We start from the raw sequence: 26,595 nt of genomic DNA, 5'->3' as shown, positions 1-26,595 counted from the left end.
TATAATATGTGAGTTCTCTCTTAAAAGTTTCTATAATAAAAAAAACAAACGACCTACCCGGTCATTTGTTTAACTCATATATATTTTTCGTTTCTTCTATCATTTTAGTTAACGAGAAATACCTCACTGCTTTCTCTCGTGCTTTCAATCTAATATCATTTACCCTTTCTTCATTCCCTTGTAGTTCTTCAAGTGCACTTGCGAATTCAGATTCGCAATATTCAGATATTAAAACACCTGATTCTCCATCTATTACCGCTTCATGTATTCCGCCAACATCTATTGAAACAATTGGTGTCCCTGTAGCCATCGCTTCAATTACTACCATTGGAAACACTTCACGAAAAGATAATAAAAGTAAGGCATCCATATTCCCAATAAACTCATGCGGCTCTGAAATATTCCCTAACATCTTTACACTCTGTTGCAATCCATATTTTTCTATTTCTTTCATAATCGATTCTTTCTCTGGTCCATCACCAGCAATATAAAACATAAAATCATTTCTCTTTTTCAATACATTTGCAATTTTGACAAATAGTTGATGGTTTTTTTCTTTGGATAATCTAGCTAATATCCCTATTTTATATGTAGATTCTTTCTTCTTTTGCTGGAATAAAAACTTTTCAATATCGACACCGTTATAAATTGTATTTATTTTTTCTTCTGCTACATGAATTGAAATTAAATTATTCTTTTCAAACTCACTTACTGTAATAATATTGTTTACATATTTATTCATGAAATAACGAAAAAGCGTTGGCATTTTCTTTTCTAATATCGTTACATTATGTTTCGTATAAACAATTTTCATCTTTTTTTTAATAAACTTTTGAATTAGAAAAGCATATAATACCATTCGCAAACTATTTGCATGAATAAGTTCTATCTTTCGTTTACAAATTTCGTTTCGTAAATAATAAATATTTCTCAAATGATTCCATCGACTAAGTAATATAAAATTTTCTTTTCTAGTAAGAGATTCATATAGTTCTCCATCACCTGCAGCTGTATAAATCTTAAAATCATCATAACCCAAATTACTTTCCAATTTACAGAAATAGCTCTCAGCTCCGCCAGTTATCAATTTATCTGTCATCAACAGTATATTCATAATTGCGTCTTCCCAACTACATTGATTTTATTTTTTTTATAAGCATGATAAGCATACTTACTAAAATAGTAAAAAATTTGCACCGAATTCAGTCGTTCTTGTTCCCTTAACAATTTCCAATACCGGAAAGCTGCTCTAATTTTATTTCTAGAAACAGAATTTGTAACAATTCTATATTTTGCTAACACTTGCTGTATCCCTTTTGCTTCATACCCTTCATGTAATAAGTTCAGCCATAACGCTGTATCTTCCGGCTGTATACTAGGCATTTCGACATACGGAATTTTTTTACGATCAATCATCACTGTTAAACAACCGATAATTGTATTTCCTACTAAATAATGATAGTCAACAGATTTTGGTGCACTCACTTCGCGATTTAATTCATTACCATTTTCATCAATTAAACTATACGACGCATATGAAAAAGCAATATTCATTTCTTCCATAAATAACAATTGTGTCTTCAATTTATGTGGCAACCATATATCATCACTATCTAAAAAGGCAATGTACCTTCCTCTTGCCTCTTTGATCGCTAAATTCCGAGCTTTAGCAGCACCGACATTTTCTTTTAATGATAATAACCTAATTCGTGAGTCTCCTTCTATTATCTCTTTAATTTTTGCGGCAGATTGGTCGGTTGAACAGTCATCAACGATAATCATTTCCCAGTTTTCATACGATTGATTCTGTACAGATGAAATTGTCTCACCTATAAATCGTATACTATTATAAGAAGGTGTTATTACAGAAACATAAGGCGGCTCGTTATGTGCTGATAGACATTTTACCATCTATCTTTCCCCTTCCTTCATATATTGAAATATACTTCACAACAACTGCTAAAAATAAAAAGAACGCTTCGTTAATAATGAGTGACAATGACATCATCTGAAATAAAAATGCAATCATAGTCAATAGAAGATATGGTTTTTCACGAAACAAAGTATGCTGCGCTAACTTGAACATTAATATGAATAAAAACGCGCTATATAGAAGAAAACCAATTGTACCCGATTCAGACAAAATTTCTAAAAATGTATTGTGTACAAATAATTTTTCATTAAATTGATACTCATAATAATTCGAAAAGTTAAAAGCGCCAATTCCAATATATGGATTGGATAAATAATATTTAAAAGCAGCTTCCCATAATGTAAATCTACCACTTCCATTATCATGGGAAAAATCAGAAATTCGTTTATTTAATATGTCATCTAATTGGCCCCCCATTACACTGTTCGATAAACTAAAAATAACTACACTAAACAATACTAAACTCATAATTATTTTTATTTTTTTGGCGAAACTAGACATACATATATATACAAAAACGACAAGCACAAGCGCTAATATCCCCCCCCTTGAAAAGGTTAATAAACTCGTCGTAACACATAAAATTAACCCTAGGATGTTAGTGATATTTTGTAAATTCGTCATATAGTACATAAAAAATATTGTATTATAGAAAATAAAAATGTTAGGATCATCTAGCAATCCAATTAACCGTGGATATCCTCTATCAACTAATAACCCGGCAAAAATTTCTCTCTCTTCTCCACCGTATAAACTAAAGTATTGTAAACCGATTATATAGAGTATTAGACTTACTACATTAAATACTACTCCTACATAAGCAATAGATGATTCAAGTACCACTATTTCAGTATTGCCCAATAAATTCCTCATTATAAAATAGCATCCTAAAACAAGTAGCACGCCAAAAATCATACGAATACTAGCATTTAAATACATAGAAAGAATTCCACTCGAACAATAAATGAAATAAAACAGTAAAAATATAACTTCATGAAAATATAACTTTTGAATATGAAAGTCTTTAATTGTTAAACAAAAATATATGACTAAAAAAATCATATATATTTTCAATGAAAATCCAATATATAAATTGTATTTACTTAACATAACAAATAATATTAGAAGAATAATCCATCCCATCGATACTTTCATATTATTTTCCATAGGCTATATCCCCTGTTTCGTAATATAATCCTTTTTGCGTATTTTTCTTATAAAAGAAAGAAGAAGTTTTTTTAGCTCATAATCATATAGGAATATGGCAGCTACTACAATTAGTATATTAAGAACAAGCGCAATTAAATGATATGTATGTAATATATATTGCACTCCAATAAAGGTTACACCAAAATAAATTGTATACGGTATTACAATTTGGAATACAATTTTTTTCTTCACTACACTCACCGCTATATATCCCACTAAAGCGACTATTTCAAATAAAACCATAGCGTATGCCGCTCCTATCACTCCACCAATACTACTAAAGCTATAAAGCATAACTCCACCGATCACCAATGCTACACACTGCACAACAGTCCTCTTATTTTGACATCCACTCGTCGTTAAACCGTCAGCAATAGCAATATTTAAACTTTGTAGCACAATAAGAAATGATAATATTTGGAGTGGTTCTACTGCATTGCGCCATTCTTCATGAAAAAATATAGAAATAAAGTATGGTGCTAAATGATATAAACCGATCGTCATACATATTCCTACAATCGCCATTGATTTAATTTGAAGCAAATTTAATTTCGTATGCTCTTCTATATTATTCTGGTTATAATGCTTAAAGAGCACTGGAAAAAATGCACCTGCAATTACCCCTGGTACTTGATATAAAGCTGCCGGCATTCGGTACGCCACTGCAAAAACACCTACCATACTTAATGGCAATGTATAGTTAAGCAAGATAGGTGCTAATTGTGGCGTACTCATTATTAAAAAACCGCTAATAATAAAGGGAGTTAATTGCCAAAATAAAGCTTTATGAATTACGACTTTCATATTCATTTTCGTCTTTCTTCTCATGATATATATACTGAATAAACCACCGATCATATACCCAAAAGCATATAAGCGAGCCGTTACATACACCGGTAACTCTCCGAAAATACAAAAACATGTAATTATAATGACAACCGATGCTGATACAACTTTAATGAGCGCTATATACTTCATACGTTCCGTCAGTTGAAAATAGGCAATTCCTATGTTTTGCCAAGTTAATCCTATTAACATGAAAAACATTACGTTTATCATCATATAAATTAAATTTTTATCCGCATACATATAATGAATAACAATATAACCGATTATAGAAATAAGAATAAGTAGAATCATCCTTATTTTTATATACGATGATAAAATCTTCTCTAAATCTGCTCCATCCTTTGCCCCTTCTCGAAGAAACGTATTACTAAGTCCTAAGTCTGTAAAAAATAACATAACAAACGTCACTGCTATGGCAACACTAAACATCCCATAATGTTGTGCGTTAAAAAAGTTTGCTAAAACAATTAAACTGACGGCCTGAAGAAGGTTAGCTAAAATCGTACTATAAAATAGATGGATAATATTGTTTAGAATAGATCTACCCATACAAGTTCTCCTTTGCAAGTAACCTACTTACATATGTTGTTTGTTTACATATATATTTATCTTGCACCATTACCGTTCAATACAATTAAAACGGTTTTACATAAAATACGGATGTCCAGCCGAAATGTTTTCATTTCAATATACTCCATGTCCAGCCTCAACTTTTCCTTTGGATCAAGATTATATCCTCCATTTATTTGTGCCCATCCTGTTAATCCTGGTTTTACCATTAAACGATCCTTAAATTCTGGAATAAACGTATCAAACTCATTATAAAAAAACTCTCTCTCTGGTCTAGGGCCTACAAAAGACATATCTCCTCTTAAAATATTTAAAAGTTGTGGTAATTCATCAATTCTCGTTTTTCTTATAAACAATCCAACTTTTGTAATTCTTGAATCATGTTCTTTTGCCCATTGTGGGCCATTTATTTCAGCATCCTTTACCATTGATCTTAATTTAAATACATTAAACTTCTTCCCGTTTATACCTAAACGTTCTTGAAAGTAAATTGGAGCCCCTGATGTTTCTAAAGTAATCATAATACAAAAGAACAACATAATTGGTATCGTTAATAGTAACAATATGATTGAAAATATAATATCAAACAAGCGTTTTACACTTCGATTCAATATGCTAGGCTTTTCTTGAGCCGGAATCGTATACAACTTGGCTTGATTTGTTTCACGAATCATGGATCGTTACCCCCACATTCAAGAATATAAAATTATACCTATTAATTCACATTCTTTCCTATTTATATCCGCTATTACTTTTTGCACTGTACGTAGTGAATCTTTTCGCTTTTTAACTGCTAAGACCATTCCATCGCATTTCTCTGCAATAATGTGCGTAGCAGGAAGATCAAATACTTCAGAAGAATAAAAGAAAATGTAATCAAAATCTTCTTTCCACTTAGCAATCGCATTATCAAATTCATCCATAGCAACTAAGGGCGTCCCTGTGTGTACTGTTTTTTTTGCAGGAATACAATATAAGTATTTAGACAAATTACTAGAAAAAGATTCATAATTGCAGGGGAAAGAGCTTATTATATCGTTTACGGTTATCATGTGATCACTTTGTAATAATACATGTAATTTAGGGTCAGAAAAATTCACATCAATAAGTAACACCTTTTTCTTCATTTCTGCAAACACTAGACCCATATTTACTATAAGTGAGGCAACAACCCCTCTGTCCTTCGTTGAACTAACTGTGAATAGTTGTTTTCCAGATTTTCTCAGCTCGTGATACACCGTATAAAACTGCTCTTTCATCAGATCATCATGCAAATCGAATGGCAGCTGTTTCTTTGTCCTAAACATCGACATGTTCACCTCGATATATAGATGATTGTTTATCAATCTCTGTAGATTTCTGTTTTCTATTCGGTTTCACATTTATGTGACCAATAACAGAGACTGTTGTTATTTTCTCTAAATCTTGTTCCGTGTATATACGTTCATCAAAATAATCTCGAAATACAGCTAAACCTATCCCAACAAAAAAACTAACAATTAAAGAAATAGGAATGATCAGTTGAAATTTCGGAAACAATTTTTCAGCCTGTTCCTGTAACTCAGGATCCGTCAACACTTTCACACCTTGTACATTTGTGTACTGTTGAAAACTTTGTTGTGATTGCTCTGCCAATGTCTTTACAATGTCTTTCACGACTTTCGGATTGGAATCTTTTACTGTAACAGTTACAATTTGTGAATTGTCCGTATTCACTACCGAGATTTTTTGTGCTAATTCATAACTTGATTGCTCTAATTTCAAAGTTTTTTTGACTGTTGAAATAATTAATGGGCTTTTTAAAATATCAACATACGATGTTACTAGTTGCTTATTTTCTTGTGTTTTATTTGTTGAATTTTCCTTATTAAACTCATCTAAATTCCCAACAAGAATTTGCGTTGAATATTGATATGACGGCTTTAAAACATACATAGAGATAAGAACTAAAGAAGCGGTTAAACAACACATCGTTAAAATAATCGTTACGAATCTTCTTTTCAATAATTGTTGAAAATCTTTTATACTCATTTCTTGCTTCAATTATTTCACCGCCCTTTTCTGAATAACATCCTGCAAGTCACTCTTTACAGATACCCCTCTCTTCTTTCTATCCACTTGTTTTGTTACATACTTTCCGACTCTGAATGCAAATTTTTCTACATATATATACGAAAGTATTGCAAGTATAAACGAAAATATAAGTGAAAAAATTAAAATAATAGGCAACGGTAATATTTCATGGAACATGTATATAAGGGAAAACAACGATATAATATGGTATAAATAAAGACTGTAAGAAATCTTCCCCAAATATAACAAGTATTTATTGCGTAGCAAGGATGACAAAGTTGATATTGACAAACTTAATATGACAAATAGACTTGCACTTATCGCCACTACGTAGTCTCGAAATATAAAATTATTGAGTACTTTAATTTCTCCAATAAGTCCTTCATACATAAAAAGTAAAATCGCAAATAAAAACCATGCAATTTTCGTGTTTTTAGTACAATTACTATAAAAAACTATTAAATTATTTTTATACTTCGCAACTAGTGCCCCCAATAAAAACAGCACCGTATAATGCAACGTTAATGCATAGCTTGTTAATGTTAAGCCCGAGCGAAACAAAAATAATATTACGACAGAACATATACTAAAACTAAACAATAATAGTAATGAACACCTTAACGTTTTTCGTAAACAAATCATCAAAATTAACGGAAAAATTATTGATATTCGCATTTCATGGACAAGTGACCAAATCACACCGTTATATGCATCTGTATTATATTTCCCAACCAATAAAATATGTTGCGCTATTAAGCTTGGAGAACTTTCAATCGTCCATGAGCGATTAAACCATTCACTTAAATAAGAAATACCATATTCACTAATTGTAGCCTGGCATATAATAGCTATAATTATTGCCACAATATAAGGAATATATATTCTGCATATACGTTTTAAAAGGTATGACCCATAGCTACTATAGGTTTTTTGAATAGATTCATACAAAACAAATCCGCTCAAAACAAAAAAGATAATAACAGATTCGTTACCACTACTAAAAATAAGACGAGCAGGCGTTTCTTTTAATAGATACACAACAAATGGTTTATTATCTTCATAGCTGTAATTTTGAAATGCTGAAAAAATCATTAAATGATGACCGATCATTACTATTAATGAAGAAATCCCTCTTATAGAATCCAATTCCTCGTATCTCTTCATCTTTTTACATCAACTCCTAATGAAATGATAATAATCATTTCAAAGCGACATCTTTATTCATATTCCTCTCCTTTCTTTTCATTCCAATTTTTCATATTAAAATGATTTTATAGTATAAATTTGAGTGTATTGTAACATTTTTTGTAATATTATGAATAGCGAATCTCAAAAATTGGTATATACCAATTTCAACCTCGAAAAATGAGTAATATTGATAGAAAAACACTATAAAAATTTCTTGCATATTTACAAAATTAAAGAGATGAATAGCGTTTTTTCAATATAAAATAAAAAAGATAGCCTACATAGGCTATCTTTTTTATTTTATTTAATTACTAGCACCACTATATGCTACATGTCGTTTCTCAATTCTCTCTTCAATTTCTTTCATATTTTCTTTATTATTTAATAGTGATTGTTTATTTTCAATTAATAATTGTTTAAAAGATTTTCTCACTTTTTTTCTCATTTTCATTGTCCTCCTTGGGGGATGGTTTATATAAAAGATAAAGAATTATCTGTGTGTCCTTATAATAATTGATTGTTGTGAATTCTATTTGAACTTCATATGAAAATTCCATTTATTTTCTGACAACTTTGTGAACATGAAAAAAAGACTCTCTAAAACTATGTTGAAATTAATTCACTTCATTATAAAAATTACTATTCCCATCAACTTTTATCATTATATCTTGTCGAAACATTTATATATTTAAAATTGAGTTCGACATAATTTTATTTACTATAATACTGTTTACAAAAACAAAAAGAAGGTGTCACCAAGTCAAATTTCGACTTATGCAACATCCCTCTTTCCAAACTATTTATAGCATATTTATTAATATTTCAGGTCTTCCCCAATTCATTTCTTCACAAACAAATCTAAGTTTTTCTTCATCCATTGTGTGTAATCCCTCTTCTAGTAAACATGAAATTGGAACTTCACAGTGAATTTGTGCTAATTGCAACGAAATATTTAAGTTCTCTAAATCACTTTCAATCTTCGTACGCTGCGCTTTTGTTAATGATTCTACATTTTCTAGTACAGCGGATACTGTTCCGTGCTCTTGAATAAGCTTATACGCTGTTTTTTCACCGATACCTTTTACACCTGGATAATTATCACTTGTATCTCCCATGAAAGCTTTTGCATGGACGATTTGCCACGGCTCTACACCTTTTTCTTCCATGATTTTCTCCGGTGTGTAATATTCGTAATTTCCAATTCCTTTACGCAGAAGCATAACCGTAACGTTCTTATCAACAAGTTGAAGTAAATCTGTATCACCAGTTAAAATATAAACTTCAGCTTCATTGCAGTATTGTTTTGCAAGCGTACCGATACAATCGTCCGCTTCGTAGCCTTTCATACCGATAACTGGAATGGATAATTTCGCAGTCATTTCTTGTACTAAATCAAATTGAGGAATTAATTCTTCTGGTGGCGCTGCACGATTTGCTTTATAATTCGAGAACGATTCTGTTCTAAATGTCGTACTTCCCATATCCCAGCATGTAACGATATGTGTTGGTTCAATCGCTTGCGTAGCTGTTAACAAGTGTTTCATATAACCATGAATCCCATTCGTAGGGGTTCCATCTTGTCGTTTCATAAATTGTCCGTAGACACTTGTTGCGTAAAAAGCACGAAATAATAGTGCCATACCATCAACTAATAATACTTTTTTCATAATTCCTCTCCTATTAAAAAAATAATAACCTCACGTTATCACGTAAGGTTATATAAATAGATTACCATTCTACGTTTTTGCTCAACTTTGTCTATTATACATTGTTTTTGTATATTTAGCACCATTAACACATTAAGACGTTCTACTACAACAAGTATGCAATATGCCTGAATACGTATTTTTTCCAGTAGAAACAACGACAGCCTTTGCACTTCCACTAACGATATGTGAACCTTTAAAACATACATTTTCAAGCTCAAGTGGATTATAATCTTTCATCCGTTTTAATGGAATAAATCGTTTACGTTCAAGGTGATAGCAGCTTTCAAACTTCTCTATACTCGCTTCGTTTCCCGTTAACACAGACTCATTCACTAATAAATCATCTGCATAAATAATACGTACATCAGCTGGCACAGCATCTCCAGCCGAAAGAAAAATCATATCTCCAGGTACAAGTTCTTGCACTGGTATCTCCATCATTTTCAGTTCACTATTTAGCCCTGTACTACTAGAACATTCTACTCTAGATACAGTAATCGTTTCACGTTGTAATTCATCACACACACGTTGTTTTGAAAAACCTGGAATCATGCCACCAAGCTTCATCATTACTTCTGCAAGAATTGCTCTTTTTGAAGTTAGTTCATTTCGGCCATATACTTGAATACGTTTTTGCGCCTCTTTCATTGATAGTCCGTCTCTTGTTGTTTTAAAATATGCAAATACAGATTTTACATCTCTTGTTGCAATTTCAATTAATAAATCTTTATTTTTTTGGAGCATTGTTTGTTCTTTTATTGATTTTTTATTTAGTTTATATGACGTGTTACCCACAGTTTTGTTTGCATATAACATATTATCGTCTCCTCCTTTACAACATAGGAAGAAACGCTTTGTTTCTCAATTTATCCACTTTACTGTGAAAGTGTCTAGCGCTTTATAAACGCTACATTGTGATAAATATAGAGGGAGGAACAAATCGTTTCCTGCCTACATCATATATTTTTGATTTGAAGTATATGGGTAACGGAACCGAGTCAGAATTTGACATGCTCCTCACCTCCTCGTTTAATTTTATAGTTTATACTATGAAATTACTCATAGCTTGGTAACAAAAAAGACCCCTACCCTTAAGAGAGTAGTGGCCATTACATACACAAATAAACGATTTCTAATATAATTAGAAATCTACGGACCTCTCCCTCGCCGAGTTTTAGCACTGTATAGCATAGGTACATTACCAGCTACGTTAAGAAAAACCTTAATTCGATCATTCCTGTTGACCCATTGGCGTCTCTCGACATTTTTGGGCAGTAGCATTTCTCTATACAGGAGCCTCACCTAACAGAGACTTATTTTCATTACATTGAAAATGTTACTCTTATTTAAAATAGATGTCAACCGTAGCCTACAATTTTTTCAAAAGGTATGGCAAACTAACGTATATAAAGTGAAACTTTAATCAGTGGGGGTTTTGTTCATCCCCCACTGATTATTAGCCCTCACCAATCGGGCTGCCCGGCAAATAGCGGGATAAAATTAAAAACTTTACGTTTAAACGTAAAGTTTTTAATAAGTTATACAACCAGCGATTACAATCCCAATCGAAAGCGATAAAAACATAAGAAAAAGACCGACTGCTTGATTATCTTCTTCGAGACTTTTGTTTATATTAAAGCGTGGTGTAAGCCACTCAGCTAAATAAAAGACGATAATTTGAGCCAAAATCCCAACTGCTCCCCACGAAATCATATCAAGAAGTGAAATTGAATTAGCTGCTGTCGAATATAAAACAACAGCTAACCCAAGTAATCGTCCTCCAAGCACATAGCTTACCGCCTTATTTCCTTGAGCCATTAACTTAAATTCCTTTACTTTCGTTGTCACTTCCATCAAGAACAGACCTATACATAAAAGGCCGAGTGTTACTGCTAAATATAATAAAAAATTAATCATTTTTCCCCCTCCTTTTTATACCTACCGGTAAATAGTACGATTCATTTCCTGTAATCTTTTCTCCCGCACGAATACCGATACTACTCGCTTTTCCAGCAATTAAAAACGAACCAAACACATATGACAGTTTCTCGATCCCTTTTTCTGTTTCCAAGGATACGACTGGCAGTTCGGTATACTTTTGAAATATCGGCAGTGACGCTTTATACGTTTCGTATGCATTTTGAAGCATAATATTTTCGTCTTTATCGCGAATCGTAATTGTATCTCCTTCTCTCCCAAATGAAGGTTTTTGAACGAAAGAACCTTTTCCTAAAAATAAATCTGGTTCTAAATATGTAGGTAACATATATTCTTTAATCCACTGTTGTTCCTCATTTGTATAAAAGACCTCTTCTTCTGCTAACCCCCAAATAAGGCACTGAATTGATTTTGGCTGAAGTAAAAATGCTGACAAAGGATTTATTATAAAAAGCTTTCCGGCTTTTACAAGTTGTAACAGTTCCACACCTACCAAATCTCCTGTTTCAGGATCTTGATCCTCAATTAAATCTTCTATCGGATATGTTTGGCGATATAAAACATCAATCTTCGCCCCATCTTTATCGACTAGAGCATCCTTTGTAATTCTAAGTTCTGACATTGGCACTACTTTATTTTCAACATGGCATAGCTGACTTAAATACATAGTGGTATTCCAATCCTCGATATGTTCATGATGTGCTGTAAAAACAACATTTGGATTATCTAATCCCTTTGTCGCTTCCATTACTGCTTTCGTTACACCAGAAGATAGCAATCGTTCTTGATCCGAGTTTGGATCATCATAGCCTAGATTTTCACATACTTTCCCATTCATTCGAAAACATTCCACAATAAAAGTTGGTGTATCACTATTAAACTCAAGCATTTTGATTTTATTATCCTCTGTTACAGCAAAATCAAATCGCGAAATTACAGATTCAGGATAAAGCCCTTTCATTCTAATGAATGATAAACTCGCGGATGGAAAGCCAAGATCTAGAAGCTGTTCGTCACTTAAATTACGCAGCAGTCTAGCAGTCTTAAAAAATATTTTCCCCATTCGTTCAGTCGCTAAGTGTAATTGGTCCAAAGTCTGATTTGTTATAGAAAAAACATGAAACAAACTATACTCACATTCATATAAATCCGACCAAAAATTCGGATATTTTAAATAAAATTCTTTTCGATTTCTTATGTATTGCGACATATTTTAGCCCCCAAATCCTCCCTTTGAACCGCTTCCAATTCCACCTTTAAATTCAGCAGACGATTGATACGATTTAAACGCCGATGAATTTTTAAAGGTGGACTTATTTTGATAGTATCGCCCACCATAGAAATAATGCCCACGATAACCTGAACTACTATCATCACACTGCCATACCCCAAGTTCATCATCCCAATCCCAATCAGAACAACTATTATCATTCGGTTTTGGGGGAAGATCTTGTGCGCAGCCAAATAAAGTGCCAGTCATTAAAGATGTTACGACACCACCTACTAGCCATTTCGTTTTTGTCACCTTCGCACTCCCCTTTTTAAATTCTATTCCTATTATATAGGATGGCATGATAAAGTAGAAGAAAAAGGAAGAAGAGGGATTAAATGCGCTTAGAATATCGACTTAATGATGAAACGAAAGGGTATCCTGCTTTATGGAACTACGCCAATATTTCTAATTCTGAAATTATCGCACGCATGACTTGTGAATATTTTATTAAAGAGAAAAATACTTATGTTGTTACTGCAACTTCGGTTGATCCAGACGGAACAGCGGTTATTTATATTCAAAAAGAAGTTTTCGTCAATGACCCTTCAGACCCTACATACTCCCACATCGGTTTTGAAATTAGAGAACTAAGTGAAACGAGTTCAAGCTTAGTAGATAGTCAAGATGTATGGAACTACGAAGAAATTTTACCATCTCTTCATTCAGATATTATATATATTCAGCGAGACGGCATGTCTATGGAATTCTCCTTGGATTCAAGAGGGATTGATGAAGACAGAAAGTGCTACATTTATTACGGAAACTTCACAGGTGAATCAAGATAATATTGATATATCTATGCAACAAAAAAACCTTACGTATAAAACGTAAGGTTTTTATATAGCCCCACATATGCCGTTCTCTCTAGATGTCCATAAACCTGCTCTCACAGGTGGATGCTCTCACAAATGTTTGTAACTTCCTTCTTAAAAAGATGGCATGTTAGCTACATTTAAATATTGAACTTCCATATTAAACTTATTGGTTTAAGACATGCATAAGCTACGTACACCGTAGGAATTTTATATAAGGTTAGTTGAAATAAGACCCCCGCACGTGCCGCTCCTCGTAAATGTCCAAAAACCCGCTACTCGCAGGTGGATGCCCTCACAGTTACCGTACATCTTCCTCCACAAGGAAGGCTTGATGATGGTCGCTAAATATTGAGCTTCCGTATAACTAACATCGGTTTTAGACATAAATAAGTTACGTACACCGCAGGATGTATTATTTACTTGTCGTTATATTATCACATTGTTTCCAATGTGTAAAATACAAAGTTTTTCGAGCAATCTCTTGCTTGTGACCTTATTTTAATACAAATTATTTTTGCATGCAAGTGATTAATCTTCTTCTTTTGCAATTTGATTTTCTGGATAAGAAATCCAATCACTCCAGCTACCTGCATACAATTTAACATTTTGGAATCCAGCCAATTTTAACGCAATGATATTTGGACATGCCGTAACACCAGAACCACAATATACAATGGTTTCCTTATCTTTCGACAGATTTTGGAATCGTTCTTGTTGCTCAGCTTCATTCTTAAATTGTCCTGATTGCAATATTCCATCCTTCCAAAAATAGTTTGTTGCTGTCGGAATATGTCCTGCTTTATGATCGACAAGTTCCTCTACACCAGCATAACGTTTTGGCTCTCTTGAATCAATTAACGTAACATCTGCACCTGCCTGGATATTCTCTCTTACTGTTTCCATCGATACAAGCATATGATCTTGTATGTTTGTTTTAAATGTTTTTCGTATAACAACAGGAATTTCCGTTGTTGTCGGTAGTCCCTTCTCTTTCCAAACCGGGAAACCACCATCTAATATATATACTTTCTCATGTCCTACATAGTTATATAACCACCATAAACGAGCAGCATTTGCACCAGCTTGACTGTCATACGCAATTACTGTCGTATGTTCATCAATACCAACCTCCGAAAGCTTGTCCGCAAACTCTTCAATGCTTGGCAACGGATGGCGGCCACCATGTTCTGCTATAGGACTTGATAAATCTAAATTCAAATCAAAATATAACGCATGAGGAATATGTTCTTCTTCATACTTTTCTCTACCCCAATTAGGATTCGCTAAATCAAAACGACAATCGATTACACGGACGTTCTCATCTTCTATATGCTCACGTAACCATTCGACTGTAACTATCATCTTTAACGACCTTCTTTCTCTTGTAAACGACTTACATACTCCATAACCATTTCTTCTGTAACATATTTACGCTGCAAGGTAACACCATTTTTTGCAAGATCATTAATTTGCTTTGTTACAACATTAATGACATCAACCGAAAATTCTTTCCCATTTGACGCAAGAGATACGGCTGCTTCAATAGCTGCTTCACGCTGCGCATCTAATTGTAAACATGCTTTTACACTTTCATTTTGTTTACGAGAATGTGCTGTAATTGCTTTATGTACTTCCATCTTCTCTTCCCCCTAAATAAGTTATACGTTCTAATTCAATTCCATTGCAAGCCGAATCATATCACGGCATACAATGCCATTTTCAATAATCTCTTCTTCATAATGCTTCGAAAAGTAATCAAAATCAATAGAAAAAATACGAAATCCACATTTTTGATATAAAGCAAGTTGTGAAACACTAGAATTTCCTGTACCAATTTCAAGTTTTGACATACCATATCCTTTAGCAGTTTCTACGGCATGCCTTAATAGCTTCTTCCCAATCCCTTTTCCTTGCAAATGCTCTGCAACCGCAATATTCATGATTTCCATCGTCTTCGGCCTTGTTTCCAAAAGAACATACACACCGATGATGCTGCCCCCTTGCTTTGCTACGTATGTTAACCCTCTTTGTACATATATAGCTATTTGCCGTTCACTTGGATCAGCAAGTAGCAATAAAGACTTCGGTATAGCCTCTTTTAAAATACGTTCTATTACAAAAGACATAAAAAATCCCCCCATCTCTATTGTTCTAAACCCTCCTTGTCTACCATAAATAATAGAAAGGAGGGATTCACCATGGACAACAATGAGAAAAAATGCAACGTCATCTCTATTGATGGAAAGAAGAAGAAAAGCGACACGTATTCCTATCCAAAATTAGTAGTTGAAAATAAAACATACGAATTTTCTTCATTCGTCTTATGCGGTGAAACACCAGATGGCAGACGACTCGTTCTTACTCATATGATTTCTACCGATGAATTTGCTGGATTTGTCAAATCTTTAGATACTGTACTGCAAAAGAAAATTGAACGAATCTTTTTCTCATAACGACTATATAACATAAATTTCTTTTTCAATCTCTACTAACTGATTGTGCAATTGTTCTTTACTTTGTTCATATAGAGATACATCGATCGTTTCAGCCAATGCAAACAATATACTTTCATAATAGTTCATTACATCTTGTTGCATCACTTTTTGGAATAAGTTCCACTTCATATCCCATTCTTGCTTATAATGATGGACAAATAAATCTTTTTCATCGGCTACATAGTTTGATACAAGCGGTTCTAATACAAATTTAGCGTCTTCTTGCATAAAAGCTTTGTCATTCTTTTCAAAAAAGCTTTTCTCATTTTTAAAATGTGCCAGTGCTTTTTTGAAATCTTTTATTTCAACTGAAGGGAACGGTTCTTTATGTGTAATATCTTTATATTCATACTCAACTGTTCCATTCATAGAAATTGATTGATTTTCTACTTTACAGTTCACTACAATTTCGTCCTTTACACGCTTCATCGCTTCGTCTATCCATTTTTCAAGACGTAATGATGTCGCACGCATTTCTTGTAATAAATCATGCTGAATAAATGCTACTAATTCCATAACACACTGTTGCAATTGTGTTTTCACATTTCCATCCGTTCGAAGTGACGCCGGATTAATAAATTCAGTAAACACATCGTTATAACGTAGGAATAGACGCTGTTGCACGTAATAAAGCAACTCTTTCACTTCATTTTGCATCGCCTGTTCTTCAGCAAGTACACTATATGATGAAATAATATGAAGTAGTTGATCACGCTCTGCTTCATATTTTTTCGTTTGCTTCTCTTTCTCTTCATTCCCCTGCTTTGCACCATTTATCATGTTTACTAAAAGCTGATTTGCCCCTTGCAACGCACCATATAGAGCATGCACAGAAACAAGCATTAAATCTCTCATCATAAAGGACGTAAATGATTCCTCAAACTTAGTAATTCCAGAGTTTTGTAAAATACCATACTTCTCTTTTTCAACATTCTTTCCTTGTTTCTCTTCAAGCGCACATAAACTTGAAATTGCAAATAAACGCGGATTTCTAATACCGTATTGCAGTAGCTGATCTGCGATATAACCTTTTACCATTTCAAGTTCTTCTTCAGACTCTGCTAAATCCGCCGCATTAATTAAGAAGAACATTTTATCAAGGGCAAAAGTATCCTTTACACGCCCAAGCTGAATTAAAAATTCACGATCAGCACGAGAGAATACATGGTTATAATATGTTACAAATAAAATAGCATCTGCATTTTTAATATACTGGAATGCAACATCCGTATGGCGAGCATTAATAGAATCCGCTCCAGGTGTGTCTACAAGCGCTACTCCCTGCCTTGTTAAAGCACAATCATAATAAAGCTCCATATACTCAACGAAGCATGATTTTTCTTCATTCGCTACATAATCAGAGAACTCTTCTAATGTGACTTGTACTTGTTCTCCTAAATAAGTAGAAACTGCATCATACCCTTTTTGTACCGCTCGTAAAAAGCTAAATGTTGTTTTTTGCTTCCCAGTCGGTGAAGGATATTTCATAACTTTATCAATTTGTGCTAACGCCTCATCTAACGTAGTAATCTCATAATGAAACAGCTTATAAACAGCTTTCATATCTTCTAATAGAGCTTGCTTTGATTTGAATTGAACCATTACTGTTCCGTGTGGTTTTTCCTCTGTAACCGGCAATATTTGATTAATCGTTGCCGTCGTCGGATTTGGTGATACAGGAAGTACCTTCTCACCAAGTAAGGCATTGGCAAATGATGATTTCCCAGCACTAAAAGCTCCGAATAACGCTACTGTAAATTGTTTCGTTTCCACACGACGCCTTTTTTCTATCACCTCTTGCTGTACATGTTTCAGCGCTGGCAATGGCTCTAATATCATTTCAGCTTTCTTCACTTTCTCTAATATACGCTGAATATTTAAAGCTGCCGTTCCTTTTATCTCTTCTTCATGAGCCGCTACGTTATCATTTACCATTTCCTGCTCTTGTAGTGTGAATTTCTCACTAACAATTTGTTTTTCACGTTGCAATATCTCCTCTATTTGCAATCCTTCTGGTGTAGCAACACGCTCGTGCCAAACATTTTGTAAATAACTTTCATATGTCTCTAAATTGTTACTGTATTGTAATTCCGTCTCTTTTGCCGTTTGCAACATCGTATATTTTTCAATCTCTTCTTCCATACGAGCAACTGCTTCCTTCACTTTTTGCTTTAAAACAACTGCACTTTTATCAAAAATTTGCTGTGCTTTTGTAAAATAACGTTTCTTCAGTTCATTCGCTACATCCGCTGTATAAAGAAGTAAGTAATCACCTGTGAAACCTGCACCTTGTTTAATGACTTCAGCTAACATTTCTGGTCCAAAAGCGATTTCTAAAGCATATATGTCTTTCCCAATTTCCTCCGTGAACAATCCTTCTTCTTTTAAGAAGGCTACAATAAATTCTTTCACATGAAAATCAAGTTGCGTTTCAACAGTCTTTTGAAGGGCAGAATAAAACGCCTCTACACGTCTTTGTTTTTCTTGCTCCGTCTTTCCTTTCGCAAATAGCAAACCAACTTTAAACTTTGTTAATTTCGTTTCTAAATATGCATTTGCCAATTCTCTCATTTCAAATGGCATTAAATACGCGTTATCTAATATAGCTTGTAAACCTTTTATAAATTCGTTTCTCACATGAGATTCTTTACTAGCCTCGCGATGTTTAGTTTCCGTTAGCTCTTCTTTCTTTTCAACTATTTCTGAAATCAAAAGCGGTGATGCTAACTCTTCCTCATATGTCAAAAGAGCTTTTTCATTTTCAGAAACAATAAACGAGAAATGTTCTCCCATTAAATGTTCTGTTTCTCGCTCCATTCCCTCTCTTACATACTGCTCTTTTTCTTTCATAATAGAAGTAATTAATGTTTCTAAGCTTCCAATTTCATTATGTGGATGGTTCATCATTCGTAATGACGTATAATAAACTCCATCTACTTCAATATCCCAGTTAGAGAACGATTGTTTCACACTATCTTTATAATCCTCAAATGATAATTCATTTTCTTTATGTTTATCTATTTGATTTACAACGAGATAAACCGTTTTATTACGTTGTTTCAATTCTTTAACAAATTGCAAATTCACTTCCGATTGGACGTGATTATAATCCATCATATAAAAAATTACGTCTGCTAGATGTAGCGTTGATTCTGTCGCTAGTTGATGGGCATCATCTGTTGAGTCAATCCCTGGTGTATCAACTAACATAACACCCTCAGGAATTGGTGCATCATTCCGATAAATATGAACACCAATTACCTCATCGCCATCTTTACAAATTTGCTTTAATTCTTCTGCTGAATATGCACCGTCATATTCGTACTGTTCTCCAGATTTAATCGTTACAACAACACGATCAAATCCCTTTTCAATTTTAACGACGTTAGCGCTTGTCGGAATTGGACTTGTTGGTAACAACTGCGCTTTATATAGATGATTCATCATCGTTGATTTCCCTGCTGAGAAGTGACCGCAGAACGCTATCATAAGCTGCTCTCGTTTATATTTTTGAATTACTTCAAACAACTTTAAGCTATTCTCTGCATCGCCGTGTTTTTGCCACTCTTCATAAAAACAAACAAGTTTTTTCATACCGTTTGTCTGTACTATGTTTGTCATCCCCTTGTTCCCCTTTATCCAAGATGTATATACTTTTCCCCGCTAATTGCGAGCTCATAACCAGTGAGAGTTACACATACCCATTGATTACAGTTTCACTTTACTATCATACTAAATTTTCAGCATATTCTCATTAAAAATAAAAAATCCCTTTCATTCTTTTTACAAATGAAAGGGATTTTATGTCATATCACTCATTTTGCTGTTCCTACTCCATTTAAAACATACTTTGCAATAACTGCATATACAGCAACTGTACCTGCTACTAATGCATATACCATACTCATGCACCAACCTTTTTTTGATAATGATTATCACTTTTGAATACATTTTATCATTAAAGAGAATCATTATCAACACTTTTCATAAAGAAAGCTCCTTATAAGAAGGAGCTTTACTGCCTGTTTTGAAAAAGGTTAAAACTTGTTGTGCACTCTTATTATATCTCATCCTACATAACTTAACAGTTTAAAAAAATGGAAATATCCCCTATCCCCTCCATCTTACATTTTGTATAATAAAAGGGAATTACTTAACAAGGAGGAAAAAAATGACACAAAATCTCACACAAGGCGAGAGGATACACTCCATTGATATTATTAGAGGAATAGCTGTATTAGGTATTTTTCTTGTTAACTGGCCAATTATTGCCGGGGTTGACTCACGTGATATTACAGGAATTTACGAAGGGATAGACAGCTATATTCGCCTATTTTACGATATGTTTATTCAAACGAAATTTTATACAATTTTTTCGTTTTTATTCGGATTAGGTTTTTATATTTTTATGAATCGTGCTGAGGCGAAGACCGATCGTCCAAAAACTTTGTTTGTTCGCCGCTTACTTATCTTATTATTATTCGGGTTCTTACATTACGTTCTTTTATGGGACGGTGACATTTTACATACTTATGCAATTACCGGGTTTTTCTTATTTTTATTTTACAAAAGAAAGACACGTACTATTTTAATATGGTCAATTGTACTATTAAGTTTCATGCAATTGTTCACATTATTAGGTTCTCTTGTCATGTTATTAGTGCCGGTAGATGAACTAGGCCTTTCCATAGCCATTATGCCGTTAGAAAACTGGGGCTTACAAATTACAGACAGATTCTATTCATTCTATTCTGAAGCAATAAGTAACAGTCTTATTATGCTGCCTGAAACACTAGGATTGTTTTTACTCGGATTATATGCCGGTAAAAAAGACATTTTCCGCCGTGCTAAGGAATTAGATCCAAAACTTAAAAAATGGCAAATCATTATGTTCATTTTAACATTACCGATGTGGTTTATTATGGTTTACTTCTTTATGAACAATCAACCATACACACCATTTTCACTTATGGGCATTACGATGATAAGCGGAAAGACATTGTTCATCTTCTACATTGTCACGTTAATGCGTTTATTACAAAAAGAAAAATGGCAAACGTTATTACGTCCATTCCAATACGTTGGACGAATGGCATTAACAAATTACATCTCGCATACAATTGTTACATTACTTGTATTCGGGCTATTGTTTAAAAATGATTATCTGGCTCCACTATGGGTTGGACCACTATTCTGCATTAGTTTCTACACGTTACAAATCTTTATTAGCCGCTGGTGGCTTTCACATTACCAATACGGACCACTTGAGTACATTTGGCGTCTTGGTACTTACGGGAAAATGATGCCACTTAAAAAGAAAAGCAAGGTCTCATAACGAGACCTTGCTTTTTTACGCTTCTCTTACTGCACTTTGCATAGACACCGGCTCTTCTTTTACTTTCACTTTACGCTGCGGCACCATATTAAATACGATATTTAAAAGTACTGCTGACGCACTTCCAAGTACAATTCCGTTATCTGTTAAAATACGAATGTTTTCAGGAAGTTGTGAGAATAATGTAGGAACAACTGTAACCCCAAGCCCAATTCCGACAGAACATGCAACAATTAATAAGTTTTCTTGTTTGCCAAAATCAACGCTACTTAACATTTTAATACCATATGCCATTACCATACCGAACATTGCGAGCATAGCACCGCCAAGTACTGATTTCGGAATGATTGTTGTAATAGCTGCGATTTTAGGAATGAATCCAAGAACGATTAACATACCACCGCAAGTATAAATAATAACGCGATTTCTTACTCCAGTTAATTGAACAAGTCCTACGTTTTGAGAGTAAGTTGTATATGGGAACGCGTTGAAAATGCCACCTAACACCATCGCTAATCCTTCTGCTCGATAGCCCTTTGTTAATTCTTTTTCACCGATTTTTTTATTGCAAATATCAGATAATGCAAAGTATACACCCGTTGCTTCCACAATCCCTACACAAGCAACGAGAATCATCGTAATAACTGGTGTTAATTCAAATGTTGGTGTACCAAAGTAAAATGGTTGAATACCATGGAACCAATCAGCCTCTCCAACCGCTTGCAAGCTTACTTTCCCCATAAACGCTGCAACGATTGTACCGAACAATAGACCTAGTAAAATAGAGATTGAACGAATAAATCCATCAAAGAAACGATACATAATGATGATAAATAGTAACACACCAAATGCTAATGCTAAATTTTCAAGACTACCGAAATCCTTACTTCCTACTCCGCCAGCCATATCATTAATTGCTGCTGGAACAAGTGTAACTCCAATTACAGTAACAACAGATCCTGTTACAACAGGTGGAAATAGTTTTACAAGCTTTCCAAATAATTTCGCAAAAATAACAACGAATAACCCAGCAGCAATAATTGCTCCATAAATAGAAGACACACCGTATTGTTTTCCAATCGCAATCATCGGTCCAACGGCTGTAAATGTACAACCGAGTACAACGGGAAGTCCAATACCGAAAAAGCGATTTGATAATGCTTGTAAAATTGTTGCAACGCCGCACATTAATAAATCAATTGAGACTAAATATGTTAATTCTTTTTGATTTAAACCAAGTCCACCGCCCACAATAAGCGGAACGATAATTGCTCCAGCATACATTGCAAGCATATGTTGCATACCAAGCGATGCAATTTTAAATGGATGCTGCTTCATCGTTTATTTCACCTCCGCAGTTTCTTGCTGTACAAATGTAACTGTGCCGTTATCAAGTGATGCAATTTCTGCTAGTGATTCAACACGAACGCCTTGTTCACGAAGCTTCTTTCCTCCATCTTGAAATGCTTTTTCAATAACAATTCCAATTCCTGCAATACTTGCTCCTGCTTGCTCTACCAAACTCATTAAACCTAAAGCAGCCTGACCGTTTGCTAAAAAGTCATCTATGATTAGCACGCGATCATTTTCATCAATATGATTTCGAGATAATGAAATTTCATTTGTTTCTTGTTTTGTAAATGAATATACGTTTGCAACGTACATATTATCTTGTAACGTTAACGATTTACGTTTTCTTGCAAAGATTACTTTTACACCAAGCTCTAATGCAGCCATAACAGATGGTGCAATGCCTGAAGATTCAATCGTCACGATTTTTGTAATGTTCTCTTCTTTAAAACGTTTAGCAAATTCTTTTCCGATTTCTTGCATAAGTACTGGATCAATTTGGTGATTTAAAAATGCATCCACCTTTAATACGTCACCAGATAAAACCTTTCCTTCATTCAAAATCTTTTCTTGTAATACTTTCATGTTTGTTCCCCCTCTTATGCAATAAAAAAACTCCAAAAGCCGCCACCACTCGTTACAAGTGAGAGACGCGCTTTTGGAGTTTCGCAAAAAAGAATGCCAAACAAGCAATTATATTCGTCCTCACTCATAGTCAAAGTATTTACGGTACTTCGGTAGAAACTTGCAGGCCATATCCCCGCGATTATATGAGTGTAGCTAACTATTTATTTTATAGAAGGATTATAACGCACTTTTTATACTTTGAAAAGCATTTATCGAAAAAACACGTACAAATTTTAAAAAACTACTATTTTTGTTCGAGTTTTGCAAACTCTTTCATTTCCAATTACAGCTTCGTTAAAATGATTGGTCCATCTTTTGTAATCGCAATTGTATGCTCATATTGAGCTGATAATTTCCCATCCATCGTTCGTGCAGTCCACCCATTTAAATCTACTTTAGAATATCGCATACCTACATTGACAATCGGCTCAATCGTAATCACCATTCCTTCTTGTAACTGAGGCCCTTGTCCTTGTTTCCCAAAATGAAAAATTGCTGGTTCTTCATGAATCTCTTTACCAATTCCATGTCCCGTAAAGTCTCTTGCGACAGAAAAACCTTCATTTGTTACATAACTTTCAATTGCATAGCCAATGTCTCCTACATGATTACCAATTACCGCCTGATCAATTCCTTTATACAAAGCATTCTCAGCTACTAGCAACAACTTTTCTGCTTCATCAGAAACTTTTCCAACTCTATACGTCCAAGCAGAATCTGAAAGACCCCCATTTAAGTTTACTACCGTGTCAATTGTTACAATATCACCCTCAGTTAAAGGAACATCGGCCGGAAACGCATGACACATTTCATCGTTTACAGATGCACATATCGCATATGGATAACCATTGTAATCTTTCTGTTCAGATGTGGCACCATGCTTTTTTAAATACATTTCAACAAACGTATTAATCTCTTGCGTCGTTATACCTGACTTTATCATTTTCGCAATTTCTTTATGACATGAAGCAAGTAATTTTCCAGATTCATGCATCAAATCTATTTCATTTTTCGTTTTAATTGTAATCATACTACCTCTACCTTTCCTTGCTAAACCTACTATTCGCTACTAAACTTCTATCATACACATCCTTTACCAAAATTTCAAAACCCTCAATTACAACAAGTAAAAAAATATGTATCATATATTTCTAAATCAAAATAAAAAAACAGAAGATCCCTCTGTTTTTTAATCACGTTTACATATATAGTTCATTTTCAAAAACTCAAAACAACTACCATTTGTTTTCTGTATAAACGTTCCAACCACTTCAAATCCCGCCCTTTTATACACTTTTATCGCTCTCTCATTAAATGTCGCTACTGATAGTGTTATATATTTGCATCCGTATTTTTCTTTGCTAAAAGCTAGTCCAGCATTCACGAACTGTAAACCAAATCCATTGCCAGTTATATCAGGTCTCATTCCAAGTCCTATATCAACCGTTCCATCATTCATTTTACAAACAGTAAAAAAACCAATGAGAATGCCATTTTGCTTCACAGAAAATGTATGATCTCCTCTACTCTCACCATGTAAAAATTCAGCTAAATCTTCTTCATCTGCCTCTATATCATAAAAAGAATATTTCCCTTCATAATGCCAGTTATACGCAATTTCCTCCGCTTCTTCTTGCTTCATTACTGTATATGTATAACCCATTCTATCATCCCCTTTAATAAAAAGAGCTGCAATTAAGCAGCTCTTTTTTTACAACTCATAAATCGCTCTATATTTCGCTTCTAAATAATCGGCTAAGTAGTTTGCATTTAAGCCTTCACCTGTTACATCTTCTAAAATTTCAAGCGGCTTTTTCGTTTTACCATATTGGTGAATATGTTCTGTTAACCATTCACGAATCGGTGTTACGTTTCCTTCTTCTAATAATGCATCAAAGTTCGGAATGTCTTTTAACATTCTTTGCTTAAATTGCGCTGCATACATGTAACCAAGCGCATAAGATGGGAAGTATCCAAATGAGCCACCAGCCCAGTGAACATCTTGCAATACACCTTGCGCATCATTTTCCGGACGAATTCCTAAATATGCTTCCATCTTATCATTCCAAGCTGCTGGTAAGTCCTTCACTTGTAATGTACCATCAAATAATTCTTTCTCTAATTCATAACGCACCATAACATGAAGCGGGTATGTAAGCTCATCTGCTTCTATACGAATGAATGACGGCTTCGATTCGTTAATTGCATCATAAAACTCATCGACTGACATATCATCAAATTGACCATCGCTATACTCTTTTAATAAATCATAATTTTTCTTCCAGAATGATTTATTACGGCCGATAAAGTTCTCAAAGAATAATGATTGTGATTCGTGAATACCCATAGATGTACCACTGCAAAGTGGTGTACCTTCAAATTGTTCTGCAATGTTTTGTTCATATACTGCATGACCACATTCATGAATTGTTCCAAATACAGCCATACGGAAATCTTTTTCATCATAGCGTGTCGTAATACGAACATCCCCTCTATTTAATGTAATTTCGAAAGGATGTACTGTTTCATCAAGACGACCTGCTTCAAAGTCATAATTCAATTGCTTTAATAGTTCTAATGTAAAGTTCTTTTGTTTTTCTTTTGAAAACTGTTCCGATAAAGCACTTGTTTTTAATCCTTTTTTAGACTCAGAGATTTCTTTTACAAGCGGCACGATACGCTCACGAAGTTGACCAAATACGTGATCTAAAACTTCTACTGTAATACCTGGCTCATACATGTCTAATAATGTATTGTATTTATATGTTTCATAACCCCAATATGTAATAAATTTCTTTTTAAATTCAACAATTTTTTCTAAGTACGGGCGGAACATTTCGAAATCAGATTTTTCGCGAGCTTCTTCCCACACACTCTCTGCTTTCGCTTCTAATTTCACATAAGCCTCATATTCAGCTTGTGGAATTTTTTTATTTCTATCATATTCTTTCCGACACTCTTCAACCATTTTCGTTGTCGTTTCAGAAAGTTTATCTTCACGTATTAAAGCTTCAAGTTCTGTTAAATAGTTTCCCATCTCATCTGAAGTCGACATAGCAAACACTTCTGACGAAAGCATACCAATTACTTCTGAACGCTGATCTACACCTTTTTTTGGTGCACCTGTTCTTAAATCCCAAAACATTAAACTTAATGCTTCTCCGTAATTCTGTATCTTCTTCACGTATGTTAAAAATTGTTTTTCTACCTCATATGTAGCAACTGTCATCG

At 33.9% G+C, this 26,595-nt stretch carries 26 protein-coding genes, 2 other RNA genes and 2 riboswitches; of the genes, 3 read left to right on the top strand and 25 right to left on the bottom strand.

Going from position 1 to position 26,595, the window contains the following annotated elements; all coding sequences use genetic code 11:
• Positions 1 to 61: 61 nt before the first annotated feature.
• The 14 genes from ACW0JX_RS08095 to ACW0JX_RS08030 all read right to left on the bottom strand — a co-directional run bounded on the left by ACW0JX_RS08095 (position 62) and on the right by ACW0JX_RS08030 (position 12,994).
• Complete coding sequence (locus ACW0JX_RS08095; protein WP_095691143.1) at positions 62 to 1,114, bottom strand: glycosyltransferase family 4 protein; 1,053 nt, start codon at positions 1,112 to 1,114, stop codon at positions 62 to 64.
• Positions 1,111 to 1,911: a glycosyltransferase family 2 protein gene (locus ACW0JX_RS08090; RefSeq protein WP_095691144.1), complete on the bottom strand. Its 801-nt coding sequence runs from the start codon at positions 1,909 to 1,911 to the stop codon at positions 1,111 to 1,113. The genes ACW0JX_RS08095 and ACW0JX_RS08090 overlap by 4 nt, the downstream gene beginning before the upstream one ends.
• A complete protein-coding gene (locus ACW0JX_RS08085; protein ID WP_095691145.1) occupies positions 1,886 to 3,100 on the bottom strand; it encodes an O-antigen ligase family protein in 1,215 nt (404 codons plus the stop codon). The genes ACW0JX_RS08090 and ACW0JX_RS08085 overlap by 26 nt, the downstream gene beginning before the upstream one ends.
• A 3-nt stretch (positions 3,101 to 3,103) precedes the next feature.
• Complete coding sequence (locus ACW0JX_RS08080; protein WP_141241093.1) at positions 3,104 to 4,540, bottom strand: oligosaccharide flippase family protein; 1,437 nt, start codon at positions 4,538 to 4,540, stop codon at positions 3,104 to 3,106.
• Between the two features lie 56 nt (positions 4,541 to 4,596).
• A complete protein-coding gene (locus tag ACW0JX_RS08075; protein WP_000617645.1) occupies positions 4,597 to 5,235 on the bottom strand; it encodes a sugar transferase in 639 nt (212 codons plus the stop codon).
• Positions 5,236 to 5,253: 18 nt separating this feature from the next.
• Positions 5,254 to 5,874 carry a CpsD/CapB family tyrosine-protein kinase gene (locus ACW0JX_RS08070; RefSeq protein ID WP_049108365.1) on the bottom strand — a complete coding sequence of 207 codons (621 nt, stop codon included), beginning with the start codon at positions 5,872 to 5,874 and terminating at the stop codon, positions 5,254 to 5,256.
• The gene (locus ACW0JX_RS08065; RefSeq protein ID WP_000807062.1) at positions 5,861 to 6,604 is read right to left on the bottom strand and encodes a YveK family protein; all 744 of its coding nucleotides are present in this window, start codon (positions 6,602 to 6,604) and stop codon (positions 5,861 to 5,863) included. Before ACW0JX_RS08065 ends, ACW0JX_RS08070 begins: the two co-directional genes overlap by 14 nt.
• Positions 6,605 to 7,798: an acyltransferase family protein gene (locus ACW0JX_RS08060; RefSeq protein WP_049108366.1), complete on the bottom strand. Its 1,194-nt coding sequence runs from the start codon at positions 7,796 to 7,798 to the stop codon at positions 6,605 to 6,607. It lies immediately after the preceding gene.
• Positions 7,799 to 8,126: 328 nt separating this feature from the next.
• Entirely contained in the window at positions 8,127 to 8,267 is a 141-nt protein-coding gene (locus tag ACW0JX_RS08055) for an FbpB family small basic protein (protein WP_001228048.1), read from the bottom strand.
• 355 nt (positions 8,268 to 8,622) lie between these two features.
• The gene (locus tag ACW0JX_RS08050; RefSeq protein ID WP_000757069.1) at positions 8,623 to 9,489 is read right to left on the bottom strand and encodes a 5'-3' exonuclease; all 867 of its coding nucleotides are present in this window, start codon (positions 9,487 to 9,489) and stop codon (positions 8,623 to 8,625) included.
• A gap of 132 nt (positions 9,490 to 9,621) precedes the next feature.
• Positions 9,622 to 10,347: a P-type ATPase gene (locus tag ACW0JX_RS08045; protein ID WP_000964944.1), complete on the bottom strand. Its 726-nt coding sequence runs from the start codon at positions 10,345 to 10,347 to the stop codon at positions 9,622 to 9,624.
• A gap of 335 nt (positions 10,348 to 10,682) precedes the next feature.
• Positions 10,683 to 10,848, bottom strand: a riboswitch (M-box (ykoK) riboswitch).
• A 213-nt stretch (positions 10,849 to 11,061) separates the two neighbouring features.
• Positions 11,062 to 11,448: a DUF350 domain-containing protein gene (locus tag ACW0JX_RS08040; protein ID WP_000606862.1), complete on the bottom strand. Its 387-nt coding sequence runs from the start codon at positions 11,446 to 11,448 to the stop codon at positions 11,062 to 11,064.
• The gene (locus ACW0JX_RS08035; protein WP_095691148.1) at positions 11,441 to 12,679 is read right to left on the bottom strand and encodes a glutathionylspermidine synthase family protein; all 1,239 of its coding nucleotides are present in this window, start codon (positions 12,677 to 12,679) and stop codon (positions 11,441 to 11,443) included. The genes ACW0JX_RS08040 and ACW0JX_RS08035 overlap by 8 nt, the downstream gene beginning before the upstream one ends.
• A 3-nt stretch (positions 12,680 to 12,682) precedes the next feature.
• Positions 12,683 to 12,994: a hypothetical protein gene (locus tag ACW0JX_RS08030; protein WP_000169030.1), complete on the bottom strand. Its 312-nt coding sequence runs from the start codon at positions 12,992 to 12,994 to the stop codon at positions 12,683 to 12,685.
• A gap of 83 nt (positions 12,995 to 13,077) precedes the next feature.
• On the opposite strand from ACW0JX_RS08030, the gene ACW0JX_RS08025 reads away from it, so the two are divergent.
• Positions 13,078 to 13,527 carry a hypothetical protein gene (locus ACW0JX_RS08025; protein ID WP_459245546.1) on the top strand — a complete coding sequence of 150 codons (450 nt, stop codon included), beginning with the start codon at positions 13,078 to 13,080 and terminating at the stop codon, positions 13,525 to 13,527.
• A gap of 54 nt (positions 13,528 to 13,581) precedes the next feature.
• Here the strand turns inward: ACW0JX_RS08025 and ssrS (ACW0JX_RS08020) are convergent.
• The 5 genes from ssrS (ACW0JX_RS08020) to ACW0JX_RS08000 form a co-directional block, all read right to left on the bottom strand.
• Positions 13,582 to 13,765, bottom strand: a non-coding RNA gene (ssrS, locus tag ACW0JX_RS08020) — 6S RNA.
• Positions 13,766 to 13,786: 21 nt separating this feature from the next.
• A non-coding RNA gene (gene ssrS / locus ACW0JX_RS08015) (6S RNA) lies at positions 13,787 to 13,969 on the bottom strand.
• Between the two features lie 116 nt (positions 13,970 to 14,085).
• Positions 14,086 to 14,919: a sulfurtransferase gene (locus ACW0JX_RS08010; protein WP_095691149.1), complete on the bottom strand. Its 834-nt coding sequence runs from the start codon at positions 14,917 to 14,919 to the stop codon at positions 14,086 to 14,088.
• 2 nt (positions 14,920 to 14,921) lie between these two features.
• Complete coding sequence (locus tag ACW0JX_RS08005) at positions 14,922 to 15,194, bottom strand: YpbS family protein (RefSeq protein WP_000451820.1); 273 nt, start codon at positions 15,192 to 15,194, stop codon at positions 14,922 to 14,924.
• Between the two features lie 30 nt (positions 15,195 to 15,224).
• Positions 15,225 to 15,683 carry a GNAT family N-acetyltransferase gene (locus tag ACW0JX_RS08000; RefSeq protein WP_000011410.1) on the bottom strand — a complete coding sequence of 153 codons (459 nt, stop codon included), beginning with the start codon at positions 15,681 to 15,683 and terminating at the stop codon, positions 15,225 to 15,227.
• Positions 15,684 to 15,755: 72 nt separating this feature from the next.
• On the opposite strand from ACW0JX_RS08000, the gene ACW0JX_RS07995 reads away from it, so the two are divergent.
• Positions 15,756 to 16,010 carry a DUF3931 domain-containing protein gene (locus ACW0JX_RS07995; protein WP_000369740.1) on the top strand — a complete coding sequence of 85 codons (255 nt, stop codon included), beginning with the start codon at positions 15,756 to 15,758 and terminating at the stop codon, positions 16,008 to 16,010.
• A gap of 3 nt (positions 16,011 to 16,013) precedes the next feature.
• Here the strand turns inward: ACW0JX_RS07995 and ACW0JX_RS07990 are convergent, their stop codons facing one another.
• Positions 16,014 to 19,673, bottom strand: a complete 3,660-nt coding sequence (locus ACW0JX_RS07990; protein ID WP_459245545.1) for a dynamin family protein — start codon at positions 19,671 to 19,673, stop codon at positions 16,014 to 16,016.
• 550 nt (positions 19,674 to 20,223) lie between these two features.
• On the opposite strand from ACW0JX_RS07990, the gene ACW0JX_RS07985 reads away from it, so the two are divergent.
• Positions 20,224 to 21,387, top strand: coding sequence for a DUF418 domain-containing protein (locus ACW0JX_RS07985; RefSeq protein WP_000193179.1), 1,164 nt, complete (start codon positions 20,224 to 20,226; stop codon positions 21,385 to 21,387).
• Positions 21,388 to 21,402: 15 nt separating this feature from the next.
• Here ACW0JX_RS07985 and pbuX read toward each other — a convergent pair whose 3' ends face one another.
• The 5 genes from pbuX to ypwA all read right to left on the bottom strand — a co-directional run bounded on the left by pbuX (position 21,403) and on the right by ypwA (position 26,593).
• The gene (pbuX, locus tag ACW0JX_RS07980; protein WP_000809230.1) at positions 21,403 to 22,725 is read right to left on the bottom strand and encodes a xanthine permease PbuX; all 1,323 of its coding nucleotides are present in this window, start codon (positions 22,723 to 22,725) and stop codon (positions 21,403 to 21,405) included.
• Between the two features lie 3 nt (positions 22,726 to 22,728).
• The gene (locus ACW0JX_RS07975; protein WP_000866496.1) at positions 22,729 to 23,322 is read right to left on the bottom strand and encodes a xanthine phosphoribosyltransferase; all 594 of its coding nucleotides are present in this window, start codon (positions 23,320 to 23,322) and stop codon (positions 22,729 to 22,731) included.
• Positions 23,323 to 23,429: 107 nt separating this feature from the next.
• A riboswitch (purine riboswitch) is annotated at positions 23,430 to 23,531 on the bottom strand.
• Positions 23,532 to 23,647: 116 nt separating this feature from the next.
• Entirely contained in the window at positions 23,648 to 24,394 is a 747-nt protein-coding gene (locus ACW0JX_RS07970; protein WP_168410466.1) for a type I methionyl aminopeptidase, read from the bottom strand.
• 159 nt (positions 24,395 to 24,553) lie between these two features.
• Positions 24,554 to 25,027, bottom strand: a complete 474-nt coding sequence (locus ACW0JX_RS07965) for a GNAT family N-acetyltransferase (RefSeq protein WP_053564873.1) — start codon at positions 25,025 to 25,027, stop codon at positions 24,554 to 24,556.
• A gap of 48 nt (positions 25,028 to 25,075) precedes the next feature.
• Complete coding sequence (ypwA, locus tag ACW0JX_RS07960) at positions 25,076 to 26,593, bottom strand: carboxypeptidase (RefSeq protein WP_069355319.1); 1,518 nt, start codon at positions 26,591 to 26,593, stop codon at positions 25,076 to 25,078.
• Between the last annotated feature and the right edge of the window lie 2 nt (positions 26,594 to 26,595).

Source organism: Bacillus sp. C-3-6 (assembly GCF_054509685.1).
This window is presented reverse-complemented; position numbering and strand designations above follow the sequence as displayed.